Origin of the sequence: Streptomyces sp. NPDC102406 (assembly GCF_044765725.1) — a bacterium.
GTDB lineage: Bacteria > Actinomycetota > Actinomycetes > Streptomycetales > Streptomycetaceae > Streptomyces.
Window position 1 is genome coordinate 153,220 of the sequence record NZ_JBIWKP010000012.1, and the last position, 14,836, is coordinate 168,055.

17 protein-coding genes are annotated in these 14,836 nt (G+C 74.5%); 9 read left to right on the forward strand and 8 right to left on the reverse strand.

What is annotated here, in order from left to right; all coding sequences use genetic code 11:
* Window positions 1–119 precede the first annotated feature (119 nt).
* Genes ACIRF8_RS33055 through ACIRF8_RS33065 form a run of 3 tightly spaced genes read left to right on the forward strand, consistent with a single transcriptional unit; the run spans window position 120 to window position 3,853 of the window.
* Window positions 120–584: a hypothetical protein gene (locus ACIRF8_RS33055; RefSeq protein WP_404220997.1), complete on the forward strand. Its 465-nt coding sequence runs from the start codon at window positions 120–122 to the stop codon at window positions 582–584.
* 3 nt (window positions 585–587) lie between these two features.
* The gene (locus tag ACIRF8_RS33060; protein ID WP_404220999.1) at window positions 588–3,188 is read left to right on the forward strand and encodes an ATP-binding cassette domain-containing protein; all 2,601 of its coding nucleotides are present in this window, start codon (window positions 588–590) and stop codon (window positions 3,186–3,188) included.
* Window positions 3,189–3,196: 8 nt separating this feature from the next.
* A complete protein-coding gene (locus tag ACIRF8_RS33065) occupies window positions 3,197–3,853 on the forward strand; it encodes an ATP-binding cassette domain-containing protein (RefSeq protein ID WP_404221002.1) in 657 nt (218 codons plus the stop codon).
* A gap of 19 nt (window positions 3,854–3,872) precedes the next feature.
* On the opposite strand, the gene ACIRF8_RS33070 is transcribed toward ACIRF8_RS33065, so the two are convergent.
* The gene (locus tag ACIRF8_RS33070) at window positions 3,873–4,478 is read right to left on the reverse strand and encodes a transglycosylase family protein (protein ID WP_404221005.1); all 606 of its coding nucleotides are present in this window, start codon (window positions 4,476–4,478) and stop codon (window positions 3,873–3,875) included.
* A 367-nt stretch (window positions 4,479–4,845) separates the two neighbouring features.
* Here ACIRF8_RS33070 and ACIRF8_RS33075 point away from each other — a divergent pair, with 367 nt between their 5' ends.
* Window positions 4,846–5,658 carry a hypothetical protein gene (locus ACIRF8_RS33075; RefSeq protein WP_404221008.1) on the forward strand — a complete coding sequence of 271 codons (813 nt, stop codon included), beginning with the start codon at window positions 4,846–4,848 and terminating at the stop codon, window positions 5,656–5,658.
* 185 nt (window positions 5,659–5,843) lie between these two features.
* Window positions 5,844–6,125 carry a hypothetical protein gene (locus ACIRF8_RS33080; protein WP_404221010.1) on the forward strand — a complete coding sequence of 94 codons (282 nt, stop codon included), beginning with the start codon at window positions 5,844–5,846 and terminating at the stop codon, window positions 6,123–6,125.
* A gap of 11 nt (window positions 6,126–6,136) precedes the next feature.
* Here the strand turns inward: ACIRF8_RS33080 and der are convergent, their stop codons facing one another.
* From der to ACIRF8_RS33105, 5 genes are all read right to left on the reverse strand, one after another.
* Window positions 6,137–7,609: a ribosome biogenesis GTPase Der gene (gene der, locus ACIRF8_RS33085; protein WP_404221012.1), complete on the reverse strand. Its 1,473-nt coding sequence runs from the start codon at window positions 7,607–7,609 to the stop codon at window positions 6,137–6,139.
* 81 nt (window positions 7,610–7,690) lie between these two features.
* Window positions 7,691–8,389: a lysophospholipid acyltransferase family protein gene (locus ACIRF8_RS33090; RefSeq protein WP_404221014.1), complete on the reverse strand. Its 699-nt coding sequence runs from the start codon at window positions 8,387–8,389 to the stop codon at window positions 7,691–7,693.
* Window positions 8,347–9,042: a (d)CMP kinase gene (gene cmk, locus ACIRF8_RS33095; RefSeq protein ID WP_404221016.1), complete on the reverse strand. Its 696-nt coding sequence runs from the start codon at window positions 9,040–9,042 to the stop codon at window positions 8,347–8,349. Before cmk ends, ACIRF8_RS33090 begins: the two co-directional genes overlap by 43 nt.
* An 88-nt stretch (window positions 9,043–9,130) precedes the next feature.
* Window positions 9,131–10,216, reverse strand: coding sequence for a prephenate dehydrogenase (locus ACIRF8_RS33100; RefSeq protein WP_404221018.1), 1,086 nt, complete (start codon window positions 10,214–10,216; stop codon window positions 9,131–9,133).
* Entirely contained in the window at window positions 10,213–10,350 is a 138-nt protein-coding gene (locus ACIRF8_RS33105; protein WP_404221020.1) for a hypothetical protein, read from the reverse strand. Before ACIRF8_RS33105 ends, ACIRF8_RS33100 begins: the two co-directional genes overlap by 4 nt.
* A 185-nt stretch (window positions 10,351–10,535) precedes the next feature.
* Here ACIRF8_RS33105 and ACIRF8_RS33110 point away from each other — a divergent pair, with 185 nt between their 5' ends.
* Genes ACIRF8_RS33110 through ACIRF8_RS33125 form a run of 4 tightly spaced genes read left to right on the forward strand, consistent with a single transcriptional unit; the run spans window position 10,536 to window position 13,054 of the window.
* Window positions 10,536–11,198, forward strand: coding sequence for a hypothetical protein (locus tag ACIRF8_RS33110; RefSeq protein WP_404221022.1), 663 nt, complete (start codon window positions 10,536–10,538; stop codon window positions 11,196–11,198).
* Window positions 11,199–11,254: 56 nt separating this feature from the next.
* Complete coding sequence (locus tag ACIRF8_RS33115) at window positions 11,255–11,839, forward strand: DUF6529 family protein (protein ID WP_404221024.1); 585 nt, start codon at window positions 11,255–11,257, stop codon at window positions 11,837–11,839.
* The gene (locus ACIRF8_RS33120) at window positions 11,836–12,315 is read left to right on the forward strand and encodes a Rieske (2Fe-2S) protein (protein WP_404221026.1); all 480 of its coding nucleotides are present in this window, start codon (window positions 11,836–11,838) and stop codon (window positions 12,313–12,315) included. The genes ACIRF8_RS33115 and ACIRF8_RS33120 overlap by 4 nt, the downstream gene beginning before the upstream one ends.
* 22 nt (window positions 12,316–12,337) lie before the next feature.
* Window positions 12,338–13,054 (forward strand): DNA polymerase beta superfamily protein, encoded by a 717-nt coding sequence (locus ACIRF8_RS33125; protein WP_404221028.1) that lies wholly within the window; start codon window positions 12,338–12,340, stop codon window positions 13,052–13,054.
* Here the strand turns inward: ACIRF8_RS33125 and ACIRF8_RS33130 are convergent.
* Window positions 13,051–14,073 carry an ADP-ribosylglycohydrolase family protein gene (locus ACIRF8_RS33130; protein ID WP_404221030.1) on the reverse strand — a complete coding sequence of 341 codons (1,023 nt, stop codon included), beginning with the start codon at window positions 14,071–14,073 and terminating at the stop codon, window positions 13,051–13,053. The two genes, ACIRF8_RS33125 and ACIRF8_RS33130, sit on opposite strands and share 4 nt — an antisense overlap.
* A complete protein-coding gene (locus ACIRF8_RS33135; protein WP_404221032.1) occupies window positions 14,070–14,813 on the reverse strand; it encodes an NUDIX domain-containing protein in 744 nt (247 codons plus the stop codon). Before ACIRF8_RS33135 ends, ACIRF8_RS33130 begins: the two co-directional genes overlap by 4 nt.
* Window positions 14,814–14,836: the final 23 nt, after the last annotated feature.

The window sequence follows — 14,836 nt, forward strand, 5'->3', positions numbered from 1 at the left end:
TCCGGGCCTCGACTCCGCCCGGAGCTTTCAGGGTTGGCCTGCAGAAGGCATAGTGCAAGCGATCGGCCGACAAGACCAGACACAGGCAGACACACTCCGTCCTGACGTGGGGGTCACCGATGCGGACTGCCCCGCTCCGAACCGTGCGCCCCGTCCTGTGGGCGGGCCTCGCCGCCCTCGCCGCGGGTGCCGTGCTGTGCGTGGCCGGCTGGTACGGGATGTCGGGCGAGCGCTACGCCGAGCGGCAACTGCCCTACCTCGCCTCGTGCACGGTGCCGGGCGCCGCGCTGATCGTCGCGGGCGCGGTGCTGCTCACGTACGGCAGGAGCGCCCTGGCGGCGTCGCGCGTCGAGGAGCTGTACGAGCTGCTGGTCACGGTCGACGCGCCCGAGCCGCCGCGCACCGCCACCGCCCCGCTCGCCGTCAGCGCCGACCTCCTCATGGTCCCCGGCGGCACGCTGCGGCACCGCGCGGACTGCCCGCTCGTGCAGGGCAGACCGGAGGCGGTGCCCGTCGACGCCGGGGCCGTGGCGGCCGAAGGGCTCGGCCCGTGCCCCGTCTGCGAGCCGGACGCGGTGAGTTGAGGCATGAGCTCCCTCACGTACGACCTCGCGCTCGCCGGTCTGTCGGTGGGCGCGGCGGCGGCGCTCTCCGGCATCGGGCTGATCGTCACCTACCGCGCGACCGGCGTCCTGAACCTCGCGCACGGCGCCCTCGCGATGTTCTGCGCGTATCTGCTGCGGCAGTGCGTCGTGGAGTGGTCCTGGCCGCTGTGGGCGGGCGCGGCGCTGGTGCTCCTGGTCGTCGCCCCGGCGCTCGGTCTCGCCCTGGAGCGCGGGGTGTTCCGCCCGCTCACGACGGTCGGCGGGGACCCGGCCCGCACCCTCGTCGCCTCCCTCGGCGTCTTCGTGCTCCTGGTCGGGGCGGCGGCCCTGCTGTGGGGCACGGGCGCGCGGGAGGACGCGCCGACGCTGATCGCGGCCGACCCCTGGGGGCAGCTCGCGGTGGCCTGCGCGGTCGCGGTGGCGGTGTGGGCGGTGACGCGGTGGACGCGGTTCGGCGGTGAACTGCGCGCGGTCGTCGACAACCGCCCGCTCGCCGTGCTCGGCGGCATCGACGCGGACCGGGTCGCGGCGGCGGGCTGGGCGTTCGGCGCATTCACGGCGGGCCTCACCGGGGTGCTGCTCGCGCCCTACGTCCGCCTCGATCCGTACGGGCTGCCGCTCCTGGTGATGGAGGTCGTGGCCGTCGCGGTCGTGGCGCGGATGCGGTTCCTGTCGGTGGCGGTGGCGGCGGCGCTGACGATCGGTGTGGCGCAGAGCGGGCTGACCCGGCTGCGTCCGGGCGGGTGGGCGGAGCCGCTGGTCCAGGCGGCGGGGGCGAACCTGTTCGTGGTCGCGCTGCTCGTCGCGGCGCTCGCCTTGCCGGGCATCGGCGGGCGCGGGGCGCTGCCGCGGGCGGCGACGCGGCGGGTGGTGCCCGCACCGCCGGGGGCGTGGCCGGTGGCGGCGGTGCTGTTCCTGCTGCCGCTGGGGTTCGCGGGCTCGGACCTGCGTACGTCGATCCAGGTGCCGGCGCTGGCGCTGATCCTGCTGTCGCTGGTCGTCGTGGTCGGCCGTGCGGGTCAACTGGCGCTCGGGCAGGGCGCGTTCGCGGGCCTGGGCGCCTTGTTCGCGACGCTGGCGACGCTGGGCCGCCTCCCCCTCCTGCCCGCGCTGCCGCCCCTCCTCGCCCTGCTGCTCACCGTCGCCCTGGTGGCGCCGCTGGGTCTGCTCACCGCCGTGCCCGCGATCAGGCGGCACGGCCTCGCCCTCGCGCTCGCCACGTTCGCCGTCGGGGTGGGCGTGAGCCGTTTCGTCTTCGCGCAGCCGTACGCCGCCTCGGGCCTGACGCCCGGCAGACCCTCCGCGTTCCGTACCGACAGGGCCTACTACGTCCTCGAACTCGTCGCCCTCGCGGCGGCGTTGCTGTGCGTGGCCGCCCTGCGCCGGGGCCGGACCGGCCGGGCCCTCGCCGCGGTGCGGGACCACGAGGCGGGCGCCTCAGCGGCCGGGGTGCGGGTGCCCGCGCTCAAGGTGGCGGCGTTCGTCGGCGGCGCCGGGCTCGCGGCGCTCGGCGGCGGGCTGCTGGCGTTCGGGACGCGCTCCTTCGACCCCGGGGCGTACGACCCGGTGCGCGGACTGCTGTGGTTCGCGGCGATCGTGGTCCTCGGCGCGGACAGCCTGCTCGGCGCACTGGCGGGCGCGGCGCTCCTCGTCGGCCTCGACGCCGGGGCGCGGGGCGGGATCGCGGCCGCGCTCATCGGTGTCCTCGCGGTACTGACGGGCCATGTCCCCGAGGGCCCCTACGAAGCGGCCCGGCGCCTTCTCGGCCGGGGCCGGGGGCGCGGCCGGCTGACCGCGCGGGGCGCCGCGGCACGGGACCGGCTGCGCCGGGGGGCGGGCCCGCACGCGGTACGGGCGGCGCCCGAGAGCGGACCGGTGAGCAGCCGCCCGGGCCCGGTCACCGCTCGCCCCGCCCCTCCCCGCGTCCTGCGCGCCTCCGGTCTCACCGTCGCCTTCGGCGGGCGCCCCGTCCTGCGCGGCGTGGACATCACCGTGCCGCCGGGGCGGATCGTCGCCGTCGTCGGGCCCAACGGGGCGGGCAAGAGCACCCTGTTCCACTGTCTCGCCGGGACGCTGCGGCCCGACGCGGGGCGGGTGCGGCTCGGGGAGCGGGACATCACGGCGCTGCCCGCCCACGCCCGGACCCGGCTCGGCGTGGCGCGGACCTTCCAGGAGCCGGCCGTCTTCCCCTCGTTGACCGTGGCCGAGAACATCCGTGTCGGCGCCGAGCAGGGCCGCGTACGTGATCCGGACGCCACCCGGGGCCTGCTCGCGCTGCTGGGCCTGCGGGGCGAGCAGCGGGCCTCGGCTCTGCCGACCGGAACGCTGCGCCGCGTCGAACTGGCCCGCGCCCTCGCCGGCCGGCCGCACACCGTACTGCTCGACGAGCCAGCGGCGGGCCTCGACGACGCCGAGGCGGCCTCCTTGGCGCGGCTGTTGCGGGCGCTGGCCGCCGACGGGACGGCGCTGCTCGTCGTCGAGCACGACATGGACCTGGTCGCGGACCTGGCGGACACGGTCCATGTGCTGGCGGCGGGCGCCGTCGTGGCGTCGGGACCGCCCGCCACGGTCCTCGGCCCATGAGACACGGCATGGAGCTCCGCGCCGCCCACGTGCGCCACGGCCCCGTGGAGGCGCTGCGCGGTGTCGACCTCGCCGCGCCCGCCGGGACGGTCACGGTGGTCATCGGCCGCAACGGGTCCGGCCGCACGACCGCCCTGCGCGCCCTCGCCGGGACCGCCCCGCTCACCGCCGGGAGCGTCGTGTGGGACGGCGCGGACGTCACCCGGCGTCCGCCGCACGCCCGTGCCGCCGCCGGCCTGTGCTTCGTCCCCGACCGCCAGGCCGTGTTCACCTCGCTCGGTGTCGCCGAGAACCTGCGCCTGGCCGCGCCCGGCGGGGACATCGCCCCGGCGCTGGCCGCCTACCCGGAGCTGGACCGGCTCCTCGGCCGCCGCGCCGACACCCTCTCCGGCGGCGAACAGCGCATGCTCGCCGTCGCCAGGGCCCTGCTCTCCCGCGCTCGCGTCGTCCTGGTCGACGAACCCACCCAGGGCATGTCGCCCCGGGTCGCGGCCCGTACGTACGCCCTGCTGCGCGACCTCGACGCCGCCGTGGTCCTCGCCGAACAGCGACTGCCCCCCGGACTGCGAACGCCCGGGAGGCCCGTACTGGTGCACGAACTGCGGCGCGGGGTGGTGGTGTTCAGCGGCGAGGCGGGCGAGGTGGGCGAGCGCGGGGCGCCCTGACACCCCGGCAGTGCGTCGCCTAGCCGAGCAGGAGCCGCTGGCCCGGCCTGATCAGGTCCGGGTCCCCGCCGATGACCGCCTTGTTCACGGCGTACAGGCGCTGCCATGTGGTGCCGTGGGCCGCCGCGACGCGGCCGAGCGTGTCACCGCCGCGGACGACATAGCCGCCGCGCCGGGTGGCCCCGCGGTCGGCGCCCGACCGCCCGCGCCGGGCCGGGGCCGACTCGGGCCGCACCGCCTTCGGCCGCGCCGCGGGAGCCGACGGTGCGCTGCCGTACGCGCCGGCCCGCGCCGCGCAGGTGGGCCAGGCGCCCCAGCCCTGCGCGCGCTGCACCTTCGAGGCCACCGCGATCTGCTGGCCCTTCGTCGCCCGGTCGGCCGTCGACGCGTAGGCCCCTCCGCCGTACGCGCGCCAGGTCCCGGCGGAGAACTGGAGTCCGCCGTAGTAGCCGTTGCCGGTGTTGCTGTGCCAGTTGCCGCCGCTCTCGCAGCGGGCGATGCGGTCCCAGACCCCGGCGTCCGCCGCGTGGGCGGCACCACCGGACGCGAGGAGGCCGAGGGGGGCGAGCAACGCCGCCCCGGCGATCACCACTGTCGTTCGAGCCGTACGAATCGGCACGGACATGAGATTCCCTCTCGTGGACTGCGGTGTGCAGACGGCGGTGGAATCTAGGCAGCCCTCGGTACTCGCATCAACCAGGGCTCCGTCGCGCCAGGCCAGTCATCCGTTACCTCAAGTAGCGACGATTTCCGGCCACCCACTTCATTCACTGATTTCATGATTTGTCGACCTGTCGCTCCAGCGATCTGTGACTCACCTCACCGAGTCAACTTCCTCTGAAATCAAACAAGTTGGCATGGAGTGACAGATTCCGGGCGCCTCTTCACCCTCCGCTTCGGATGGGTGGATTCCGTTCGGTTCCGGGCGTGACCCCGCCCACAGATCGCCCGTTGTCCCTTCATCAGCACGCATCCGATCCAGAGGAGCCCCCGTGCCGCGCTTGCTCGACGTGAGTGACGACGTACGCGCCGAGATCGGCGACGACGAAGCCGACCGGTTGCTCGCCGGTGAGAACACCCCCGGCGGATACGACTGCACGTCCTGCCGTACGCCCGGCGACGCCGCGCAGGACCGCACCAGCACGGTCCTGTTCGTCGGTGACGAGACCGCCGTCCTCGCCTTCGCCCACGCCGCCTGCCTGCCCTCCCAGGTCGTCCAGGTCGCCGAGGACCAGCTCCAGGGCGCCGTCCAGGCCGTCACCGACGCACCCGCCGCCCCGGACCTGCCGACCCCGGCGCCCGGCGCCGAGCCCGCGCAGGGCGCCGCGCAGGCCGTCCTCGGCGTGACCAGCGGCCTGCTGCTGATCGCGGGCGAACTGCACCCCACGCTCGTCATCGAGCCGACCGGGCCCATCTCCCGCCCCGGCGCCGAGGCGAACGGCGGGGACGACTTCCTGCCGCTCCTGCGGGAGCAGGGCTTCACGGCGGTCACCGAGCTGACCGAGCCGCCCGCGGTCCTGCCCGGCTGGTCGGTGCTGCTCGCCATGGGCCAACTGCACGCCGTGCTCCAGCCCGGCACCGGTGGCGCCCCCTCCCAGGTCGCCTGGTGGCAGGCGCACCAGCCGCTCGTGGTCACCGACGGCTGGCGCGCCGCGGCCAACAAGACGCACACGGTGCTCGTCTTCGCGGCCCCGGCCGGGGTGATCGGCCGCCAGCCCCGCGAGGACCTGCTGCGCGACGCCCTCGACAAGGCCGCGGTCAACGGCCTGCTGGTCGCCGCCGCCATGCCCCTCGCCGGCACCTGAGCCCACGCCCACTCCGCCCCCGGGCCCCCACGCCTGCGCCGCTCCTCCTCCACGCCTCGCGAAAGCCGAGGCCAAGGGCGCATCCGTCGGGGGCCCGGGTCGTTGGCACGTACGTGCACCCATACGACCCCACCTCATCCCCCTCCGCCGGACGACGACAGCCCTACCAGAGCTACATCCCGTCGATGCGTCCGCCGGAGGACCACTCCGGCAGCCGCTCGACCACGCCGATCTACGACGCCCTGTACGCGGAGTACCGCCGGTCCTTCCGGACGTTGCCGGGCGATCGCAGCGGCGAGGAGGACATGGGGTTCGTGGGCTTCGGGACGGGGTCCTATGCGGCGCGGCACCACACCCCGTACTACTCGACGGGCCAGCACCACTACGCGCAGACGAACGGGCGGCACCCCGGCCAGGGAGGTCACTCCCCGGCCGCGCTGCCGCCCGCACCGCGCCGCGACCACTGAGGGCCGTACGGCTACTTCTTCCGCCCGCGCTTCTCCCTGACCCGCACCGAAATGTGGATCGGCGTCCCCTCGAACCCGAACTCCTCGCGCAGCCGCCGCTCCACGAAGCGCCGGTAGCCGTGCTCGATGAACCCGGAGGCGAAGAGCACGAACCGCGGCGGCTTGGTGCCGGCCTGCGTCCCGAAGAGGATGCGGGGCTGCTTGCCGCCGCGGATCGGGTGCGGGTGCGCGGCGACGAGCTCACCGAGGAACGCGTTCAGCCGGCCCGTGGGAACGCGCGTCTCCCAGCCCGCCAGGGCGGTCTCGATCGCCGGGACCAGCTTCTCCATGTGGCGGCCGGTGCGCGCCGACACGTTGACCCGCGGCGCCCACGCCACCTGTGCGAGCTCGGTTTCGATCTCGCGCTCCAGGTAGTAGCGGCGCTCCTCGTCGAGGGTGTCCCACTTGTTGAACGCGACGACGATCGCGCGGCCCGCCTCGACCGCCATCGTCACGATCCGCTGGTCCTGCACCGAGATCGTCTCGGAGGCGTCGATCAGGATGACCGCGACCTCCGCCTTCTCGACGGCGGCGGCCGTGCGCAGCGAGGCGTAGTAGTCGGCGCCCTGCTGGAGGTGGACGCGCTTGCGGATGCCCGCCGTGTCGATGAACTTCCAGGTGACGCCGCCGAGCTCGATGAGCTCGTCGACCGGGTCGCGGGTGGTGCCCGCCAGCTCGTTGACGACGACGCGGTCCTCGTCGGCCACCTTGTTCAGGAGCGAGGACTTGCCGACGTTCGGACGGCCGATCAGGGCGATCCGGCGCGGGCCGCCGATCGCCGTGCCGAAGGTCTGCGGGGGCGCGTCGGGCAGCGCCTCGATGACGGCGTCGAGCATGTCGCCCGTGCCGCGGCCGTGCAGCGAGGAGACCGGGTGCGGCTCGCCGATGCCGAGCGCCCACAGCGCGGTGGCGTCGGCCTCGCCGCTCGGGCCGTCGACCTTGTTGGCGCAGAGCACCACGGGCTTGTTGGCCTTGCGCAGCAGCCGGACGACGGCCTCGTCGGTGTCGGTGACGCCGACGGTGGAGTCCACGACGAAGACGACCGCGTCGGCGGTCTCGATCGCGTACTCGGCCTGCGCGGCCACCGAGGCGTCGATGCCGAGCACGTCCTGCTCCCAGCCGCCGGTGTCGACGACCTTGAAGCGGCGGCCCGCCCATTCGGCCTCGTAGGTGACGCGGTCGCGGGTGACGCCCGGCTTGTCCTCGACGACGGCCTCGCGCCGGCCGATGATGCGGTTCACCAGGGTCGACTTGCCGACGTTCGGGCGGCCGACGACGGCGAGGACGGGGAGCGGGCCGTGGCCCGCCTCCTCGATCGCGCCCTCGACGTCCTCGACGTCGAAGCCCTCCTCGGCGGCGAGCTCCATGAACTCCGCGTACTCCGCGTCGCCGAGCGCCCCGTGCTCGTACTCCGGGGCGCCCTCGGGCTGGGTCTGGTCGTTCATGAAGTCCGTACCTCGTCGTTCATTCGTGGTGATCGGTGGCCCGCCGTGTCGTGTACCGCGGCCCACTACTGAAAGTCTCGCTCAGCGCCCGGTCAGGCGCCTGGCGTTCGCCAGGTGCGCGGTGAGCCGCTCCTGGATGCGCACGGTCGCCGCGTCGAGCGCCGTGCGCGTACGCCGTCCGCTGCCGTCGCCCGCGTCGAACGGGTCGCCGAAGACGACGTCGACCCGGCTGCGCAGCGGGGGCAGCTTCTTCGTCAACCGTCCGTGCTTCTCCGTGCTTCCCAGTACGGCGACCGGGACGATCGGCGCGCCGCCGCGCAGCGCGAAGTAGGCGAGCCCGGCGCGCAGCGAGGCGAAGTCGCCCTCACCGCGCGTGCCCTCGGGGAAGATGCCGAGCACTCCCCCGGCGGCGAGGACGTCGAGCGCCCGGGTGACGGCCGTCCGGTCCGCGCTCGACCGGTCGACCTTGAGCTGCCCGATACCTTCGAGGAAGGTGCCGAGCGGCCCGATGAACGCCTCCTGCTTGATCAGGAAGTGCGTCGGGCGCGGGGCGACGCCCATGACCATGGGGCCGTCCACGTTGTGCGAGTGGTTCACGGCGAAGATGAGCGGACCGCTCGCCGGAACCCGCCACGAGCCGAGGACGCGCGGCTTCCACAGTCCGTACATCAGGCCGACGCCGATGCGCCGGCCGATCTCCGCGCCGCGCTCCGACGGGCTCACTGGGCTCGCTGGGCTCACCTGGACGTCCGCTTCTCCTCGACGAGGGTGACGACGCACTCGATGACCTGCTGCAACGTGAGGTCGGTGGTGTCCACCTCGACGGCGTCGCCGGCCTTGGCCAGCGGCGACGTCTTACGGCTGGAGTCGGCCGCGTCCCGCTTGATCAGGGCCTCCTGCGTGGCCTTGACGTCGGCGCCCTTCAGCTCCCCGGAGCGGCGGGCGGCGCGGGCCTCGGGCGAGGCGGTGAGGAAGATCTTGAGGTCGGCGTCGGGCAGCACGGTCGTACCGATGTCGCGGCCCTCGACGACGATGCCCCTGCCGTCCGCCGCGGCCGAGGCGGCGAGGGAGCGCTGGAGCTCGGTGATGCGGGCGCGGACCTCGGGGACCGCGCTGACGGCGCTGACCTTGGAGGTGACCTCGCTCGTGCGGATCGGGCCCGCGACGTCCGTGCCGTCGACCGTGATGGTGGGCGCGGCCGGGTCGGTGCCGGAGACGATCTCGGCCTTGCCGGCGACGGCCGCGACGGCGGTCGGGTCGGTGAGGTCGATCCCGTTGTTCACCATCCACCAGGTGATCGCACGGTACTGGGCGCCGGTGTCGAGGTAGCTCAGGCCGAGCTGGGCGGCGACGGCCTTGGAGGTGCTCGACTTGCCCGTGCCGGAGGGTCCGTCGATGGCGACGATCACGGCTGCCGGGGCGGCGGTTTCCACGGTGACGGACACCTTTCTGAGTGCACGGGGCAGGAGTGCGGGACGCGACAGCGCCCCGCACAAGGTTACTGGCTCCCGCAGGCGCCTCTTACTGCCGCATGGCCCAGCCGCGCTCGCGCAGCGACGCGGCCAGTCTGGGCGCCGCGGCGGGCTGCACCATGAGCTGCACGAAACCGGCCTGCTGACCGGTGGCGTGCTCGATGCGGACGTCCTCGATGTTGACGCCGGCGGCGCCCGCGTCCGCGAAGATGCGGGCCAGCTCGCCGGGCTGGTCGGAGATGAGGACGGCCACGATCTCGTACGCCGCCGGGGCCGCGCCGTGCTTGCCGGGGACCCGGCTCTGGCCCGCGTTGCCCCGGCGCAGCATCGTCTCGACCCCGCCCGCGCCCTCGCGGCGCTTGGCGTCGTCGCTGGACTCCAGGGCGCGCAGGGCGCGGACCGTCTCGTCGAGGTCGGCGGAAACCTCGGAGAGCAGGTCGGCGACGGGGCCCGGGTTGGCGGAGAGGATGTCGATCCACATGCCGGGCTCCGAGGCGGCGATCCGCGTCACGTCGCGGATGCCCTGCCCGCACAGCCGTACGGCGCTCTCCTCGGCGTTCTCCAGCCTGGCCGCGACCATGTTGGAGACCAGGTGGGGCATGTGCGAGACGAGGGCGACGGCCCGGTCGTGGGCGTCGGCGTCCATGACGACGGGCACGGCGCGGCACAGGGCGACCAGTTCGAGGGCGACGTTCAGGACCTCGGTGTCGGTGGCGGGGGTCGGGGTCAGCACCCAGGGGCGGCCCTCGAAGAGGTCGGCGGTGGCGGCGAGCGGGCCGCTGCGTTCCCGGCCGCTCATGGGGTGCGTACCGATGTAGGCCGTGAGGTCGAGGCCGAGCGCTTCGAGTTCGCGGCGCGGGCCGCCCTTGACGCTGGCGACGTCGAGGTAGGCGCGGGCCGCGCCGCCGCGCATGGCGTCCGCGAGGGTCGCGGCCACGTGGGCGGGCGGTACCGCGACGACGCACAGGTCGACGGGGCCCTCGGGCGCCTCGTCCGTCCCGGCGCCGAGGGCGGCGGCGGTGCGGGCCTGCGCCGTGTCGTGGTCGGCGAGGTGCACGGTGACGCCGCGCGAGGCGAGGGCCAGGGCGGCGGAGGTGCCGATGAGGCCGGTGCCGATGACGAGTGCGGTCCTCACCGGACGACGTCCTCGCGCAGAGGGGCCGCCGCGCCGGGGTGGGCGGCGGAGTACGGGCCGCTCGCCTGCTCGCCTCCGGGCCCCGCCTCGTCACGTCCGAGTCGCACGGCGCCCCGGACCGCTCGTACCGCCACGGCGTCACTCCTTGATCATGTTCACGCGTCTGCCGTCGTCCAGCCTAGTTGGGGCGCGGGGCGGTCACGCGCGGCGCCCGTCTGTCGAGACGCGCCTCGATGTCGCGCGGACCGCCCCCTGTCGCCACTCGACCGGAGCTGCTTGCATGGAGGGCGGCACCGTGCCGCCTCGGGGGAGGCTCGTCATGAAGCGCTCAGGACCCCTCTACACACTGTTCGCCGGTCTGGCCCTGGCGGTGTTCATGCTGGTGCTCAACGCGTCGACGGGCGAGAGCGCGCCGTCCTACGCGGGCGCCCCCGGCGACACGGCGACCGCGGCTCCGGCGTCTCCGGCGCCCACCACGGCGAGTCCGAGCCCCAGCGCGAGCCCGTCCCGGGCGGCGCGGGCGAAGACGAGCTACGCGGGCCGCACCGACGACGACACCGCGGCCGTCTCCGTCTCCGTACGCGGCGGCAAGGCGGTGGCCTACTTCTGCGACGGCCGCACCAAGGAGTCCTGGCTGAAGGGGGACGTCGAGGACGACGGCTCCATGAAGCTCAGCGGCAAGGGCGGCGCCACGCTGGACGGGACCCTCGCGGGCGAGCGGATCCGGGGCAAGGTGACCGTCGGGGGCCGCCCGTACGGGTTCACCGCGAAGAAGGCCGTCAAGCCGTCCGGCCTGTACCGGGCCACCACCGAGGTGCGCGGCGCGAAGATCGACGGCGGCTGGATCGTGCTGCCCGACGGCCGCCAGGTCGGCATCGTCGGCCGTGACGACGAGCTGTCCGCCGCGCCCCGTATCGACCCGCGGACGGGTGCCGTCGTCATCGACGGCGCGGAGCTGACCGCCCGTCCCGTCGTCCCCTGACCGTTCGACGACCCTGTTGGTCCCCGCCGACCGTCCGACCTCGCGAGGGGTAGCCCATGACCATCGATCCGAACGCCGCGACCCAGAGTTTCCCGGGCCCGGACCCCGGCCACCGCCGCCCGCACCCGGCCCGCTATCTGGTGCCCGCCCTCGTCGCGGCGGCGGTGGCGGTGGCGCTCGGCGCGTACGGCAAGGTCCACGACCCCGCGGGGACGGCCTTCAACCTCGCCGGGTTCTCCAGCACCAGCGCGGTGAAGTCGTGGCTGGCGACGGTGGCGTTCGCCTTCGCCCTCGTGCAGGTCGTCTCGGCGTTCATGGTCTACGGGAAGCTGAGCGGCCCCGCCTGGGCACCCGCCCTGCACCGCTGGTCGGGCCGGATCGCGTTCCTGGTGGCGGTCCCGGTCGCGGTGCACTGTCTCTACGCGCTCGGCTACCAGACGTACTCCTCCCGCGTCCTTTGGCACTCCTTCCTCGGCTGCTTCTTCTTCGGCGCGTTCAGCGCCAAGATGCTGCTGCTGCGGGCGGAGCGGCTGCCCGGCTGGCTGCTGCCGGTGGTGGGCGGCCTCGCGTTCGCGGTCCTCACGCTGCTCTGGCTGACGTCGGCGCTGTGGTTCTTCCGCACGGTGGGGGTGACGACATGAAGCGGGCGGCGACGCGGCGCAGCGTGCTCGTCGCGGGCACGGCGGCGCTCGCGGCGGGATGCAGCAAGTACGGCGACGAGGGCGGCGACGACGGAGGCGGCGCCCCACCGGCGCCCTCCCCCACCGCCACCACGAAGGCGACGAGCGGGGCTTCCTCCCCCGGCCCCGCCTCGAAGGCACCGCCCGCCGCCGGCGAACTGGCGAGGACGTCGGACATCCCGGTGGGCGGCGGCAAGGTCTTCGCCGACAAGAAGGTCGTGGTCACCCAGCCGGCCGAGGGCGACTTCAAGGCGTTCTCGGCGGTTTGCACGCACCAGGGCTGCTCGGTGAACGAGGTGTCGGGCGGCACGATCAACTGCCCCTGCCACGGCTCGAAGTACCGGGTGGCGGACGCCTCGGTGGCGGGCGGTCCCGCGCCGCGCCCGTTGCCGCCCCAGAAGATCACGGTCACCGGAAAATCGATCTCGCTCGGCTGAGACGACGCCGTACGCTCCGCGCATGGACCCGCGACACCCGTCATCTCCGCAACCGGTCGAGCTGGTGCGCGACCACACGGTCTACGCCTGCGTCATGGGCTCGCGCGCCTTCGGCCTGGCCACGGAGGGGAGCGACACGGACCGCCGCGGCGTGTATCTGGCACCGACCCCGCTGTACTGGCGGTTCGAGAAGCCGCCGACGCACGTCGACGGTCCGGCTCCCGAGCAGTTCTCCTGGGAGCTGGAGCGCTTCTGCGAACTGGCGCTGCGGGCCAACCCGAACGTCCTGGAGTGCCTGCACTCCCCGCTCGTGGAGCACGTCACCCCGACGGGCCGCGAACTCCTCGACCTGCGCGGCGCCTTCCTCTCCCGCCGCGCCCACGACACGTTCGCCCGGTACGCGGCCGGTCAGCGCCGGAAGCTGGAGGCCGACGTCCGCACGCACGGCGCCCCGCGCTGGAAGCACGCGATGCACCTCCTGCGCCTCCTGATGTCCTGCCGCGACCTGCTGCGCACCGGCGAGCTGACGATCGACGTGGGTGAGCGGCGCGAGGCGCTGCTCGCGGTGAAGCGCGGCGAGGTGCCGTGGCCGGAGATCGACCGCCGGATGAACGGGCTGGTGGCCGAGGCGGACGAGGCGGCCCGGCACACCCCGCTCCCACCGGAACCGGACCGGGCCCGCGTCGAGGACTTCCTGGTCCGCACCCGCCGCGCCTCGGCCCTCGCGGCCGTCGGCTAGACCCCGTCCCACTCCGCCCCGAACGCGGTCAGTTCGTCGCGGTGCTCGATGCGCCGTACCCACTCCGCCGGCCAGGCGTCCGCCCCCAGGTGGGCGCCCGCGAAGGCGCCGGTCAGGGCCGCGATCGAGTCGGAGTCGCCGGAGGTGCACGCGGCGCGGCGCAGGGCGAGCACGGGTTCGTCCACGAAGAGCAGGAAGCACAACAGGCCCGTGGCGAGCGCCTCCTCCGCGATCCAGCCCGCGCCGGTGGCGAGGCAGGGGTCGGTCTCGGGGGACGGGGCGGCCAGGGCGGCGCGCAGCCGGTCCAGGACGCCGAGGCAGTCGTCCCAGCCGCTCGCGATGAACGCCTCGGGGGTCGCCGCCCCGCCCCGCGTCCACAGGTCGCCGAGCCACTTCTCGTGGTACGTCTCGCGGTTCTCGTAGGCGTACGAGCGCAGTAGACCCACGAGTCCGGTCGGTTCGGCGCCCTCGGCGAGGAGGCGTACGGCGTGCGCGGTGAGGTCGGAGGCGGCGAGCGCCGTGGGGTGCCCGTGGGTCAGTCCGGCCTGCAACTGGGCGGCGCCCGCACGCTGTTCGTCGCTGAGCCCCGGCAGGAGGCCGAGCGGGGTGACCCGCATGTTGGCGCCGCACCCCTTGGAGTGGGCCTGGCTGGCGTCCTGCCAGCCGCGGCCTTCGTCCCGCAGCAGGTCGCAGGCGCTCAGGCAGGTGTTGCCGGGGGCGCGGTTGTTCTCCGGCGAGTGGTACCAGTCGACGAACTCCTCGCGCAGCGGCGGCTCGAACAGCTCGGCGCCCAGCGGTCCACGGCCGACAGCGGTGCGCAGGGCGCGGGCGACGGCGAGCGCCATCTGGGTGTCGTCGGTGATGTACGCGACCGGGCCCGGCAGCTCCATCCGGCGCCAGGGCCCGCACTTGGCGAGGATCGCGGGGACGTCGTTGAACTCGGTCGGGAAGCCGAGCGCGTCCCCGAGCGCGAGGCCGAGCAGCGATCCGGTCGCGGGACGTTTGATCGTGGATGTCATGGGCGGGTCCCCTCCGGGGCGTCGGGTGCGGGTCTGAGCAGGGGCGGCAGCAGTGCGGTGGCGCCGCCGGCCCGGTACAGGGCGGCGGGTTTGCCGCGACCGCCGGTGAGCCGGGAGGCGCCGGGCACCTGTTCGACGAAGCCGGGGGTGGCCAGCACCTTGCGCCGGAAGTTGGCGGGGTCCAGCTCGGTCCCCCAGACGACCTCGTAGACCTGGCGCAGCTCGCCGAGCGTGAACTCGGGCGGGCAGAACGCCGTGGCGAGGCAGGTGTACTCGAGCTTGCCGCCGATGCGGCGGTGGGCGTCGGAGAGGATCACGGCGTGGTCGAAGGCGAGCGGCCCGTACGCGCCGCGGGCGCCGGGTTCGTAGGGCAGCCACGCGGCGCGAGCGGCGTCCCCGCCGCCGCGGGCCTGCGGGGCGTCCGGGACGAGCGCGGCGAAGGCGACGGAGACGACCCGCATCCGGGGGTCCCGGTCCGGGTCGCTGTAGGTGCGCAACTGCTCCAGGTGGAGCCCGGCCACCTCGGTCAGGCCGGTCTCCTCGGCGAGCTCGCGCCGCGCCGCGCTCTCGGCCGACTCGTCGGGCGCGAGGAATCCACCGGGCAGGGCCCAGCGCCCCGCGTAGGGTTCCTGGCCGCGTTCGACGAGCAGGATGTGCAGCCGTCCGGCGCGGAGCGTGAAGACGGCCAGGTCGACGGTGACGGCGAAGGGCTCATAGGCGTGTCTGTCGTAGCCGTGCATGCGGCAGCCCCCTCCCTTTAATA

Excerpts from the sequence above, each read along its gene's own strand:
- ACIRF8_RS33055 (WP_404220997.1), top strand. The coding sequence starts at position 120 with ATGCGGACTGCCCCGCTCCGAACCGTGCGCCCCGTCCTGTGGGCGGGC.
- ACIRF8_RS33060 (WP_404220999.1), top strand. The coding sequence starts at position 588 with ATGAGCTCCCTCACGTACGACCTCGCGCTCGCCGGTCTGTCGGTGGGC.
- ACIRF8_RS33065 (WP_404221002.1), top strand. The coding sequence starts at position 3,197 with ATGGAGCTCCGCGCCGCCCACGTGCGCCACGGCCCCGTGGAGGCGCTG.
- ACIRF8_RS33070 (WP_404221005.1), bottom strand. The coding sequence starts at position 4,478 with ATGTCCGTGCCGATTCGTACGGCTCGAACGACAGTGGTGATCGCCGGG.
- ACIRF8_RS33080 (WP_404221010.1), top strand. The coding sequence starts at position 5,844 with ATGCGTCCGCCGGAGGACCACTCCGGCAGCCGCTCGACCACGCCGATC.
- der (WP_404221012.1), bottom strand. The coding sequence starts at position 7,609 with ATGAACGACCAGACCCAGCCCGAGGGCGCCCCGGAGTACGAGCACGGG.
- ACIRF8_RS33110 (WP_404221022.1), top strand. The coding sequence starts at position 10,536 with ATGAAGCGCTCAGGACCCCTCTACACACTGTTCGCCGGTCTGGCCCTG.
- ACIRF8_RS33115 (WP_404221024.1), top strand. The coding sequence starts at position 11,255 with ATGACCATCGATCCGAACGCCGCGACCCAGAGTTTCCCGGGCCCGGAC.
- ACIRF8_RS33120 (WP_404221026.1), top strand. The coding sequence starts at position 11,836 with ATGAAGCGGGCGGCGACGCGGCGCAGCGTGCTCGTCGCGGGCACGGCG.
- ACIRF8_RS33125 (WP_404221028.1), top strand. The coding sequence starts at position 12,338 with ATGGACCCGCGACACCCGTCATCTCCGCAACCGGTCGAGCTGGTGCGC.
- ACIRF8_RS33130 (WP_404221030.1), bottom strand. The coding sequence starts at position 14,073 with ATGACATCCACGATCAAACGTCCCGCGACCGGATCGCTGCTCGGCCTC.
- ACIRF8_RS33135 (WP_404221032.1), bottom strand. The coding sequence starts at position 14,813 with ATGCACGGCTACGACAGACACGCCTATGAGCCCTTCGCCGTCACCGTC.